The following is a 12,553-nucleotide window of genomic DNA, read 5'->3' as shown; positions in this document are numbered from 1 at the left end:
CCAAGCGGGAAGACCTGGACTATTTCTTCCCGCATGGATCTTTTTTCAGCCGCTCAATCTCAAACGTCCGCTCCGCTTTCCGAGGTCTTGCGCCCCAAGAACCTTGATGAAATCATTGGCCAAGAAAAAACTATTGGTCCTCGCTCCAAGCTCGGCCAAATGCTTCGCAAGGGCATGGTCCCAAGCCTCATTATTTGGGGGCCTCCTGGAACCGGTAAAACGACATTCGCTCTCGCCCTGGCTCAACATATCCAGGCACACTTCGTAAATCTCAACGCCGTAGATTCAGGCGCCAAGGCACTTCGTGAAGTCGGCGAGGCCGGTCGCGAGCGCCGCCTTCAGTACAACCAGAAAACACTTCTTTTTGTCGATGAAATCCATCGTTTTAATAAAGGCCAGCAAGACGTCCTTCTTCCCTATGTGGAAAAAGGCGATCTTATCCTCATTGGAGCAACGACGGAAAATCCGAGCTATGAGCTGAACAAAGCCCTTCTCAGTCGAAGCCGTGTTGTGGTGTTTGAGCGACTAACTACGGATCAGTTGCAATCCATCGTTGATAAGGTCTGCCGTTTCTATGAGGTGACATGCGAAAACCTCTTGAAACCCGAGGCCCGCAAGAATCTCCTAGAGATCGCCGATGGCGATGCTCGCCGCCTTATCAACTCACTGGAGATCATTTTTGATTACTACCGATTTGAAAAAAGCCCAGATTCGCAGGTCGAGCAGCCGAGTTTCCCGCTAGATCTCGAGTCCCTGCGGGAGCTCCTTCAAATGAGCCCGCTTGGCTACGACAAATCTTCTGAAATGCACTACGATGTGATCTCAGCATTTATTAAGAGTGTCCGCGGAAGCGATCCCGATGCCGCCATTTACTACATGGCTCGTATGCTAGAAGGTGGAGAAGACCCCGTTTTTATTGCCCGTCGGTTAATTATCCTCGCTTCAGAAGATATCGGAAACGCCGACCCTCGAGGCCTCTCGCTCGCGGTCGCAGGCCTCCAGGCAGTAGAGGCTATCGGCCTTCCAGAAGCGGCCATTACCCTGGCGCAGGTCACCACCTATTTGGCGTCTTGCCCAAAATCAAATCGTTCTTATATGGCGTTGAATGATGCCCGTGAGATCGTAAAGGAAACAAAGACACTGCCCATTCCATTGCATTTACGCTCCTCAAAAACAGCACTTTCAAAAGAGCTGGGCTACGGCAAGGAGTACAAATACCCACATAATTTTGAAAATGCCTGGGTAGAACAAAGCTATTTACCAGAGGGACTAGAGGATAAGAGGTTCTACGACCCATCTACGCGTGGATTTGAAAAATCATTGAAGGAATATCTTCAGTGGGTGCGAAAAGAGAAGAAGCCATAATATATTTCGCCCCCGAAGCGTTGACGAAAAAATAAAAAGGCCAGGAAACCCTGGCCTTTTTATTTACTATATATGTTGTTTTTAGATAGCCCTTTGGGCGCAGACGCAAACGCAGGTCCCGTTGCCTTGGGCTGTATGGGAGTGCTTTGTATTCGCCGGTACTTCCACGCGATCCCCCGGTCTCAGTAGGAACTGATTCCCCGAGATATTAAAAAGAAGTTCGCCTTCTACGATAAGACGAACTTCGCAGAAGGGGTGACGGTGCTCATGCACTTTCATTTGTGGATCATAGATTTCTTCGTAAGGTTCAAGCCCTTCTGACTCGAGGATCATGTGAGCTTGAGATTTATTCGGCGTTAGTGGGGCCTGCCAGCGTGTGATTAACATGTCTTCTCCGGACAATGAGCGATTACTATTCCTGCCTCTATTTATCTCAAATGTAGACACTTCTCACAAGGCTCTCTGCGTTCAGCTTTGAGACACCTGAGCCCGATACAAGACCGGATTCAGAGGAAAATGAAGAAAAACATAAAGTCCCACAAATCGATCGACGATAGGAGAAGTGTAGAAATTAGAGTGCTATTCTGGGAGGGTTAGTTGAGTAGCTCCAATAAACACAAATCGACCACCACTGATTTGGACAGCATCCTGAATTACGTCGATTCATCACGTGGCTTAAAGGCTAAAGTTGGCGAAGGCGGCAAGGTTCAAATCTTCCAAGATCTCGACGGAAAGATCTTTACCTTCTCTGTGCAAGACATTGGAGAGATCCTTCACCGTATGGATGCAGATGGGAAGCCATTCATTCAGTTGAATCTTAAAGGCGGCCATAAGGTTCTTTTCACAGACACTCTTATTGGCTTTAAACCTGTAGAGACTTTAGGTCTCGATATCACTCGCATCCCTAAGGTAGTAACGACTCCGGACCTTTTAAGCGTCTTTGAGGCTATCGAAGAGTCTATGGGGGCTGAATCTGGAGCCGATGGAGAGGTTGAAATCCTCAAAAAGGTCTATTTTTCGATTTTATCTGGTGGCGAACAGGTGGGGTTTGACCTAGCTTTTGAAAGAAAGTGGCTAAATCGACTAATCGCATCAAGATCCAAGGCTTGCGCCTAATTTTTAATATAAATTAGTGATATCAAATACTTAAATTAAAATACCTGCCAAATATAGGGCAGGTATTTTTGTATGTCTTTTAGGCAGTTTTTCTGCTCGAAAATAATTTTAAAATTGCTATTGACCTTTGGCACCGAATGAAGGAAAACAGCCGAACTTTGAACGGGGGCATAGCTCAGCTGGGAGAGCATCTGATTTGCATTCAGAAGGTCGCAGGTTCGATCCCTGTTGCCTCCACCAAGCATGTTCAAAGTAGACGTTTTTGAAGTAAAGTTTTTCGATAAGAAAAAAAATCGAAAAAAAAGAAAAAAAGATGTTGACGGACGAAAGGTAAGCGAATAAAAACATTACCTCTCGCAACGATGAAAAAGAAAATTGTTAAGAGATTTCGCTCTTTGAAAACTGAATAGCTAGATAGAAAATTTTTTGGGCTCTTTGAGCATACAGTAATGTATAGCTCACAATTTCAAAATATATTCGAACAAACAATAGCGTAAGCTAGTGTTTATTCTAAACAGAATTATAACTGGAGAGTTTGATTCTGGCTCAGAACAAACGCTGGCGGCGTGCCTAATACATGCAAGTCGAACGGGGAAAGTAGCAATATGAGTACTAGTGGCGCACGGGTGAGTAATGCGTGGATAATCTGCCTTCGAGTTGGGGATAACTAGTCGAAAGATTAGCTAATACCGAATAAGACCACAGGATCTGAGGATCTAGGGGTTAAAGGTTTTTCGCTTGAAGATGAGTCCGCGTGAGATTAGCTAGTTGGTGAGGTAATGGCTCACCAAGGCGACGATCTCTAACTGGTCTGAGAGGATGATCAGTCACACTGGAACTGAGACACGGTCCAGACTCCTACGGGAGGCAGCAGTAGGGAATATTGCACAATGGAGGAAACTCTGATGCAGCGACGCCGCGTGAGTGATGAAGGCCTTCGGGTCGTAAAGCTCTGTCGCAGGGGAATAACACAATGAATGTACCCTGTAAGAAAGGATCGGCTAACTTCGTGCCAGCAGCCGCGGTAAGACGAGGGATCCTAGCGTTGTTCGGAATCATTGGGCGTAAAGCGGGTGCAGGTGGCTTTGTAAGTCAGGTGTGAAAGCCCAGGGCTCAACCCTGGAAGTGCACTTGATACTGCGAAGCTTGAGTGTAGGAGAGGTTACTAGAATTCTTGGTGTAGTGGTGAAATACGTAGATATCAAGAGGAATACCGGTGGCGAAGGCGGGTAACTGGCCTAACACTGACACTCAGACCCGAAAGTGCGGGGATCAAACAGGATTAGATACCCTGGTAGTCCGCACCATAAACGATGGATACTTGTTGTTGGAGGTATTGACCCCTTCAGTGACGAAGCTAACGCGTTAAGTATCCCGCCTGGGGAGTACGGTCGCAAGATTAAAACTCAAAGAAATTGACGGGGGCCCGCACAAGCGGTGGAGCATGTGGTTTAATTCGATGCAACGCGAAGAACCTTACCTAGGCTTGACATGTACTGGAAGACTGGCAGAAATGTCGTCGCCCGCAAGGGTCGGTACACAGGTGCTGCATGGCTGTCGTCAGCTCGTGTCGTGAGATGTTGGGTTAAGTCCCGCAACGAGCGCAACCCCTGCATTTAGTTGCCAGCATTCAGTTGGGCACTCTAGATGGACTGCCGGTGTTAAACCGGAGGAAGGTGGGGATGACGTCAAGTCCTCATGGCCCTTATGCCTAGGGCTACACACGTGCTACAATGGTAACTACAGACGGATGCTAAATCGCAAGATGGTGCTAATCCTACAAAAGTTATCTAAGTTCAGATTGGGGTCTGCAACTCGACCCCATGAAGGTGGAATCGCTAGTAATCGCGGATCAGAACGCCGCGGTGAATACGTTCCCGGGCCTTGTACACACCGCCCGTCACACCATGAAAGTCGGCTGTACCAGAAGTCGCTGCGCTAACCGCAAGGAGGCAGGCGCCCAAGGTATGGTCGATGATTGGGGTGAAGTCGTAACAAGGTAGCCGTAGGGGAACCTGCGGCTGGATCACCTCCTTTCTAAGGAATTTTTCTCAACTTCGGTTGAGACATTCTTAGGTCAACTCCGATCTTCGGATCGAGAGTGAGTCCCAAAAAATTTTTCTAGCTATTTAGTTTTGAAAGAGTGAAGGCTTTAAGGGCCTGTAGCTCAGTTGGTTAGAGCACACGCTTGATAAGCGTGGGGTCAGAAGTTCAAGTCTTCTCAGGCCCACCAATTGAAAGCCGCTCGAATGTTTATGTGTTTTTAGTTCTTTGACAATTGAATAGATTGATTTAATTGATTTTTAGCGAGGTTAATTACCATTTTAAAGCTACAAAGGGCTTACGGTGGATGCCTTGGCACTAAGAAGCGATGAAGGACGTGGTAAGCTGCGATAAGCTTCGGGGAGTGGCACACACACTTTGATCCGGAGATTTCCGAATGAGGCAACTCACCAATTATTGGTATCTTGCAGTGAATACATAACTGCAAGAAGCGAACGAGGGGAAGTGAAACATCTCAGTACCCTCAGGAAAATAAATCAAATACGAGATTCCCCCAGTAGTGGCGAGCGAACGGGGATCAGGCTAAACCTTATTCATTTTTTGAATGAGGGGTCGTGGGACCATAATGTGCGACTTAAGATTTTAGGTGAACAGTCTGGAAAGACTGGCAAAACAGGGTGATAGCCCCGTAACCGAAAAAGTCGAGAGCGCTAGTGGCATCCCGAGTACCACAGGACACGTGAAATCCTGTGGGAATCTAGGAGGACCACCTTCTAAGCCTAAATATTCCTTAGTGACCGATAGAGGACAAGTACCGTGAGGGAAAGGTGAAAAGAACCCCGAGAGGGGAGTGAAATAGAACCTGAAACCGTAAGTCTACAAGCAGTGGAAGCTCTTTATATGAGCGACCGCGTACCTTTTGCATAATGAGTCAGCGAGTTATCTTTGCAGGCAAGGTTAAGCCGTGACAGGTGTAGCCGTAGCGAAAGCGAGTCTGAATAGGGCGATTTAGTCTGCAGGGATAGACCCGAAACCCGGTGATCTAATCATGGACAGGTTGAAGCGAGGGTAACACCTCGTGGAGGACCGAACAAGTTGAAGTTGAAAATTCTTTTGATGATCTGTGATTAGGGGTGAAAGGCCAATCAAACTGGGTGATAGCTGGTTCTCCCCGAAATATATTTAGGTATAGCTTCAGGTAAATTGTATCACGGAGGTAGAGCACTGAATGGGCTAGGGGTCTTTACCAGATTACCAAACCCAAATAAACTCCGAATGCCGTTGATATGTACCCTGGAAGGCAGTCATAGGGTGATAAGGTCCTGTGACGAGAGGGAAAGAGCCCAGACCATCAGCTAAGGTCCCAAAATCTACACTAAGTGGAGAACGTTGTGGAGTTACTTTGACAACTAGGAGGTTGGCTTAGAAGCAGCAATCCTTTAAAGAAAGCGTAATAGCTCACTAGTCTAGTGACTCTGCGCGGAAGATACAACGGGGCTAAGTGTAGTACCGAAGCTATGGCTTGTACGTAAGTACAGGGGTAGGGGAGCGTTCTAGTATAGGATGAAGGTTGACCGGTAGGACAGCTGGACGAACTAGAAGTGATCATGCTGACATAAGTAGCGTTGAACTCGGGTGAAAAACCCGGGCGCCGAAAACTCAAGGATTCCTGGGCAAGGATAATCCTCCCAGGGTTAGTCGGGTCCTAAGACGAGGCCAAGTGGCGTAGTCGATGGCAAAACGGTTAATATTCCGTTACCGATCTCGGATTGCTATAGGAATGACAGAATAGGATATCTCGGCCTCTTATTGGATTGAGGTGTAAGCGTGTAGGTGGTGTCGTAGGCAAATCCGCGGCACATAACACTGAGGCGTGAATGCGAGGGACTTTGTCCCGGAAGCGAGAAAAGCCATGTTTTCAAGAAAAGTTTCGATAGTTTAAGAGATCGCCCGTACCGTAAACCGACTCAGGTGAGTGGGGTGAATATCCTAAGGCGATGGGGTGAATTTTGGTTAAGGAACTCGGCAACTTAACACCGTAACTTCGGGAAAAGGTGTGCCCACGAGAGTGTAAGGACTTGCTCCCCAAGCTTTTGTGGGTCGCAGAGAAATGGGAGTAGCGACTGTTTATCAAAAACACAGGCATGTGCAAAGTCTCAAGACGAAGTATACATGCTGACGCCTGCCCGGTGCTGGAAGGTTAAAAGGATTGGTTAGCGCAAGCGAAGCCGAGAATTGAAGCCCCAGTAAACGGCGGCCGTAACTATAACGGTCCTAAGGTAGCGAAATTCCTTGTCGGGTAAGTTCCGACCTGCACGAATGGCGTAACGACTTCTCCGGTGTCTCAACCAAATGCCTCGCGAAATTGAATTCTCGGTGAAAATGCCGAGTACCCGCAGAAAGACGGAAAGACCCCGTGAACCTTTACTGTAGCTTGGCAGTGATTTTAGAGTTTTCATGTGTAGGATAGGTGGGAGCCTTTGAAGCCGGGTCGCTAGATCCGGTGGAGGCAACCTTGAAATACCACCCTTGGAAACTTTGACATCTAACTTGCGCTCATTATCAGGGCGAAGGACACTGTCTGGTGGGCAGTTTGACTGGGGCGGTCGCCTCCCAAAAAGTAACGGAGGCGCGCGATGGTCCCCTCAGCCTGATCGGAAACCAGGCGTCGAGTGCATTGGCATAAGGGGGCTTGACTGCGAGACCTACAAGTCGAGCAGGTGCGAAAGCAGGCCAAAGTGATCCGGTGGTCCCGCGTGGAAGGGCCATCGCTCAACGGATAAAAGGTACTCCGGGGATAACAGGCTTATTCCATCCAAGAGTCCATATCGACGATGGAGTTTGGCACCTCGATGTCGGCTCATCACATCCTGGGGCTGGAGCAGGTCCCAAGGGTTTAGCTGTTCGCTAATTAAAGTGGTACGCGAGCTGGGTTCAGAACGTCGTGAGACAGTTTGGTCCTTATCTTCTGTGGGCGTATGAGATTTGAGCAGACCTGTCCTTAGTACGAGAGGACCGGGATGGACGAACCTCTGGTGTTCCTGTTGTCGCGCCAGCGGCAATGCAGGGTAGCTATGTTCGGAATAGATAACCGCTGAAAGCATCTAAGCGGGAAGCTAACTGCGAGATTAGATCTCACTGGGCCTTCGGGCCCCTAAAGACTCCTCGGAGACTACGAGGTTGATAGGCGGAGAGTGTAAGTACAGTAATGTATTCAGCTGATCCGTACTAATAGGTCGTGAGGCTTTTTTTATTAATTTTTTAATATTATTAATATGGTAATTAACCTTTTTGCTAAAAATCAATTAAATCAATCATTCAAGAGTCCTTGAATTAATTAAAATAGAATATGTTTTGCTGGCGTTTATAGCAGCGGGGCCACACCTGATCCCATTCCGAACTCAGAAGTTAAGTCCGCTTGCGGCGATGGTATTGCACGGGCAACCGTGTGGGAGAGTAGCACGATGCCAGCTCTTTTTTGTAAGCCGATTGGGAAACCAATCGGCTTTTTTTATTTGTGCGTTTGAGTTTCAATTTTTAACTTCTGATTTGGATGGATTTTTAGAATCTGAAGTTATCTCTTTTGATGTCTTTTCTGAGTTTTGCTTTTCACTCGTTGAATTGGTTTCTGGGGTTGGACTGACTCCGGTGATCTTTAATTTAAAATCTTTGTCGAAGTCTTTGTAATAGTAAGTTTGGCCAAACTCAGAGATCTTATTTTTGGTCTTTAAATCAAAGACGCTAATTTGCGTGATGAAGCCTGGAGTTTCGTTGTCTTGAAGATCTAAGACTTCAACCTCAAGCCAGATTTTACCTTCTTTATTAATTTGAAATTGTGGTGGATGTTTTTTTAGGAAGTTCAGTGCATCCGTCGATCTATAGACGAACTTCACATGATGAATATTACTTTTATTCTCAACGCTTTCTTGGGAGAGAGAATTATTAATGTCATTTTCGATAGTGCTTTTGAGTTTTACTTCGGGAGAGAAGAAAGAATCCATGAAGCCATCGTAGCTATATTGAAAAACGAGACCCGCGCAGATTAAGAGAATGATGCCGATGATTTTTGTATCCATATATTGATCTCACCCACTTTTCCTTTGAACGACAATGTTGCCGTGAAATTCAGGACTTCCAGGTTTTGTATTTAGTTCAATAGCGGTAACAAAAATTGTTGGTGCTCTTCTGAGATAGGGCCTTTAGTTAAATTATTGAAAGTACTTATATATTTTTAAGTACGGGACATTGATGTCGACAGTATAGACAGTTATGGAGCCTGGGGGAAGGGACTGAAAATGTGGAATTCCTTAGTTATTTCATAATCTTATAGAGAGGGTGAGCGTTTGGCACTGAGCTTGGATGTTTCCTGTTGAGGTGAGGTGTCATCATGAACATCAGTAGAGCTCTTAAATTTCTAGCAGTTCCGGCGCTCGTCAGCATTTATGTTGGATGTTCACCTGTTAATTTTGCCAAGGATGAAGAACTTAACAAGTGTCAAAACTCCGGAAAAAACTGTCTTACTCAAAATGGTAAAGACTATTTTGATGAGACTATTTCTGTGGCCGGTGGCCTAGTAGATATTCTGATTGTTGATGACAATTCAGCATCTATGTCTTTTGAACAAACACAGCTGGCCGCTAGACTTAGCGGGTTTATTCAAAATCTTGAAGCGCAGCATGCAGACTATCGCATCGCAATTACGACAACCGATATTTCAAATTCCAATAATCCTGCTCGCGCTATCAATCAAAATGGCGCATTGCAAGATGGGCGTTTGATTCAATTTGGTAACGGTGCTTATTACCTAACGACAAGTTCGGGCTCGATTGCTCAGAAAGACGCTTGGTTTAAGGCGGCTTTGCAGCGCCCAGAGACTACATCTTGTGAAAATTTCATTAGAAATAACTACGGAAAAAGTGGTTATGATGCTGCTTACTCGACAAATTGCCCGTCTGGTGACGAACGTGGCATTTATGCGGCAAATCTCGTTATTAAAAATAATCCAAATAGCTTTCTTAGAAGCAACTCTCATTTAGCAGTGATTGTTTTGTCTGATGAGGATGAGCGTTCTCAATTATATATGTATCCGTCAGCATATCCGGGCTATAGCTTGGAGTCCTTCGATCAGCCGCAAACTCTTTTGAGTAATTTGCGTGGTATCTACGGCGGTGGAAAAATTCTTACAGTACATTCAATCATTACTTCTTCTGATTCTTGTAAATCAATTCAGGATAATCAGTTAATTGTAAATGGTGCTGCAACTGTGAATGGCAGTATCGGTCAGCTTTACAAGCAGGCCTCGCAGATGACCCAAGGGGTTATTGGTGACATTTGTGCTAGTGACTACACCAGCCAGTTAGGACAAATTAGCACGAATATTTTAGATCGTATTAATAGCGTGACTCTTGCTTGCGCGAATCCGCAAGATTTGAGCGTTACAATTGTTGGTCAAGCAGGAGTGACTTACTCTGTGACTGGTACTTTGATTAAGTTTAGCTCTCAGCTATCTCCTGGCACGACTGTAAAAGTAAAATATACTTGTAACAGTTTGTAGGATCGGAAGTTTCGAAAGTTAATTGCGAGTTGGCTCGAAAAAGTAGGAGTTGAAAGCAGTCGAATTTTCGATTTTTTGCAGAACTTTTAATCAGCGAACATAATAATTCTTAATTTGAAAAGGCTCTCGTGATCGAGGGCCTTTTGCTTTTTCAAGCGACAGTGAAGCCGATCGCAGACTCGCAAAATTTCAGTTAAATCCCGCTTTGAGACGGGAATGAGGTGAAGTTTTCCGAGAAACCGCCGATTTATTTCCCATGGGTATGTTAGATCGTTACAAGAAAAAAGGTGGCTTCGTTCAACTCTTAACTCTCATTGAAACTTCCGGCGGGAAGAAGCAAGAGCAGTTCCTTGGTCTTATCAACCAAGAAAGCCCAGCGTGGGAACAAGAGCTGAAGAAGAAGATGTTAACAGTCGACCGTGTATTTACATGGCCTCAGGATGTTATGTCTGAGATCCTCACGCGCTTGCAGCCGCTCACACTTTGCGTGTGCTTACATGGTCGCTCTTCAGAGGAAATTGAGAAGATTTTGACTCCGCTTCCGCCAATTTCGAAAAGAAAAATTACCGACCAAATGGGTGAGCTCAATCCAAATCCTGCTGAAAAAGCAACTTGTGAAATGAAGCTCATCACTGAAGTTCGTGGTATTGCAGCTTCTGGTTATATCAAGTTTGAAAAATTCGATGCAGATCTTTTCATTGAAGAAAACATCGAAGAGCGATTGAATCACTCTGATTCCGGTCTTGCTTTCTTGAGTAAAATTGAAATTAATTATACAGATGATTCTAAACCTGCTTCTTCAAGTTCTTCTGCGCAACCGTCAAGCTCCGGTGGTGGAAGCGGTGGCGCGGAAATGGATCAGATGAGAAGGAAAGTGAACCAACTCATGTTGGAGAATAACTCTCTGAAACAAGAAGTTCATACACTCAGAGATAAGCTGGCCCAGATCAAAAAGATTGCTTAGAAAATAGATTGAGAAATTTCTTAATAGAACCGCTTTAGTAGCTCACTAAAGCGGTTTTTTTGTTTTTAGGGTTAGTCGCAGCTATTTGCTTGGGCCCACTTTTGGAGGTCTGCGGAGTGGGAGCTCGAAGGTTTGAAGCCAAAGGTTTCGCCGGTATAGGAATAGACTTCTTGATTGATATAAGGATTGTATTGAGACTTATAGACCATTCCTTCGCAAATGCCCTCAGTTCCGATCTCAGCTCGCATAAAATACTCATGGTAGAATCCCGTCACCAAAGCGCCCTGGGAGGCCTCCTGGCCTTCTCCGGTATGGCAGGTGTATTTACAGCTCCAGTCGATCGTATAGCCGATTATGTGCTTTTTACGGGCCTCTCCCTGATAGGTCTTAGACTCCGGAATCGGGTAACAATAGCACGGGTTTTTCGCCCATGCTGAGAGTGTCGAAAAGAGTAACATCAAGACAATATAAGGAACCTTGTTCTTCATAAAAGCCTCTTTATTTTCAGAGGGCCCTGGTTGGCCCGTTTCCCTGTAGATTTAGCAAATGCTGTACCTTACGTGCGACATCCTCGTGAAAAAAAGGAAATGGGGGGCTTCCACATTGACCAGACTCCATGCTTTGGGGATACCTTGGACCTCAACTAAGGAGAGATGAAATGAAGAAAATGGCATTTGTTGCTATGTTGGTTTTCACGGTAGCTATGACTGCAGAAGCAGCTCGTAAAGGCTCTTCTAAAAATCAGCCTGTCAATCCACGTCCTGCTTCCGAGCCTTGTGCGGCTTATGGCTGCAATGATGATCAGGATAATCAAAGCTCTGACGATACATATGTTCCTGGCAGCGGCACTTACGAAGGTAACGACCGCGACACTGGTTCTGATTACATCAACGGAATGCCTTACTAGACTTTTCAAAATCTGATTTGCCGAAAAGGACTAGTTCGGGGAAGCTGACGATATGAATCGCCCGCTCATCATCCTGATACTAGTCCTTGTTATTGGCTCCTATCAGTTTTGGAGCCAGCGTGAAGTCGCACATCCTTATGGGGTTCTCGTTTCAGAGAGTCCTGTTCAAAAAGATATTTCTGAAAAACCTATCAAATATAAAAACGTCGTCTTAGATCCCTTGGCTGAGTATTCGATCAAAGCACGGGTGCTTTCGACAGAGCATTATTGGATCGACAAGCTAGCTCATGTCGTCCCTATAGATGTTGCGCTTGGCTGGGGAGTTATGTCTGACACGAAAGTCATCGAGAGCCTGAACATATGGCAAGAGGGACGTTTTTATTTTTATTCTTGGCGAGGCGATCCGCCGGCTGAACCTCGGCTTATTACTCAAAGCAGTGCTAATATGCATTTGATTCCATCGACAGAATACGTAGAGCAGGAGATTAAAAAGCTTCGACGTGGTCAGCTTGTCGAGCTCAAGGGATTTCTTGTCAGAATCAATTTTCCGGACGGCAGTGATGCGAAGAGTTCTTTGGCCCGGGAGGATTCCGGGGCCGGAGCATGCGAAATTATGTGGGTTCAATCCATTCAAGCCAATTAG

Annotated in this window: 9 protein-coding genes, 2 tRNA genes and 3 rRNA genes; 11 read left to right on the top strand and 3 right to left on the bottom strand. The window is 45.8% G+C overall.

The genetic code is table 11. The features are described from left to right. Positions 1-33 precede the first annotated feature (33 nt). On the top strand, positions 34-1,365 hold the full coding sequence (locus JSU04_12860; protein ID MBS1971191.1) for a replication-associated recombination protein A: 1,332 nt from the start codon (positions 34-36) through the stop codon (positions 1,363-1,365). An 81-nt stretch (positions 1,366-1,446) separates the two neighbouring features. On the opposite strand, the gene JSU04_12855 is transcribed toward JSU04_12860, so the two are convergent. Next, positions 1,447-1,752: a cupin domain-containing protein gene (locus JSU04_12855; GenBank protein ID MBS1971190.1), complete on the bottom strand. Its 306-nt coding sequence runs from the start codon at positions 1,750-1,752 to the stop codon at positions 1,447-1,449. A 210-nt stretch (positions 1,753-1,962) separates the two neighbouring features. Here JSU04_12855 and JSU04_12850 point away from each other — a divergent pair, with 210 nt between their 5' ends. The 6 genes from JSU04_12850 (at position 1,963) to rrf (ending at position 7,958) form a co-directional block, all read left to right on the top strand. Next, positions 1,963-2,481, top strand: coding sequence for a hypothetical protein (locus JSU04_12850; GenBank protein MBS1971189.1), 519 nt, complete (start codon positions 1,963-1,965; stop codon positions 2,479-2,481). A gap of 164 nt (positions 2,482-2,645) precedes the next feature. Further along, positions 2,646-2,721: transfer RNA gene (locus tag JSU04_12845), tRNA-Ala, on the top strand. A gap of 283 nt (positions 2,722-3,004) precedes the next feature. Next, a 16S ribosomal RNA gene (locus tag JSU04_12840) occupies positions 3,005-4,518 on the top strand. Between the two features lie 119 nt (positions 4,519-4,637). After that, a tRNA-Ile gene (locus tag JSU04_12835) sits at positions 4,638-4,714 on the top strand. Between the two features lie 90 nt (positions 4,715-4,804). Then, positions 4,805-7,738, top strand: a 23S ribosomal RNA gene (locus tag JSU04_12830). A gap of 103 nt (positions 7,739-7,841) precedes the next feature. Further along, a 5S ribosomal RNA gene (rrf, locus tag JSU04_12825) occupies positions 7,842-7,958 on the top strand. Together the 16S, 23S and 5S rRNA genes with 2 tRNA genes alongside form the textbook arrangement of a ribosomal RNA operon. Positions 7,959-8,015: 57 nt before the next feature. Here rrf and JSU04_12820 read toward each other — a convergent pair. Beyond that, on the bottom strand, positions 8,016-8,561 hold the full coding sequence (locus JSU04_12820) for a hypothetical protein (protein MBS1971188.1): 546 nt from the start codon (positions 8,559-8,561) through the stop codon (positions 8,016-8,018). 311 nt (positions 8,562-8,872) lie between these two features. On the opposite strand from JSU04_12820, the gene JSU04_12815 reads away from it, so the two are divergent. After that, positions 8,873-10,039: a hypothetical protein gene (locus JSU04_12815; GenBank protein ID MBS1971187.1), complete on the top strand. Its 1,167-nt coding sequence runs from the start codon at positions 8,873-8,875 to the stop codon at positions 10,037-10,039. A gap of 256 nt (positions 10,040-10,295) precedes the next feature. Further along, positions 10,296-11,003, top strand: a complete 708-nt coding sequence (locus JSU04_12810; protein MBS1971186.1) for a hypothetical protein — start codon at positions 10,296-10,298, stop codon at positions 11,001-11,003. A gap of 71 nt (positions 11,004-11,074) precedes the next feature. Here JSU04_12810 and JSU04_12805 read toward each other — a convergent pair whose 3' ends face one another. Beyond that, a complete protein-coding gene (locus JSU04_12805) occupies positions 11,075-11,491 on the bottom strand; it encodes a hypothetical protein (GenBank protein MBS1971185.1) in 417 nt (138 codons plus the stop codon). 170 nt (positions 11,492-11,661) lie between these two features. On the opposite strand from JSU04_12805, the gene JSU04_12800 reads away from it, so the two are divergent. Together JSU04_12800 and JSU04_12795 are read left to right on the top strand one after the other, a co-directional pair. Beyond that, a complete protein-coding gene (locus tag JSU04_12800; protein MBS1971184.1) occupies positions 11,662-11,910 on the top strand; it encodes a hypothetical protein in 249 nt (82 codons plus the stop codon). A gap of 52 nt (positions 11,911-11,962) precedes the next feature. Further along, on the top strand, positions 11,963-12,553 hold the full coding sequence (locus JSU04_12795) for a hypothetical protein (protein ID MBS1971183.1): 591 nt from the start codon (positions 11,963-11,965) through the stop codon (positions 12,551-12,553).

Source organism: Bdellovibrionales bacterium, from assembly GCA_018266295.1.
Taxonomy (GTDB): Bacteria; Bdellovibrionota; Bdellovibrionia; order Bdellovibrionales; family Bdellovibrionaceae; genus JACMRP01.
The sequence above is the reverse complement of the archived record's forward strand: the minus strand, read 5'-3'. Positions and strand labels throughout refer to the sequence as shown.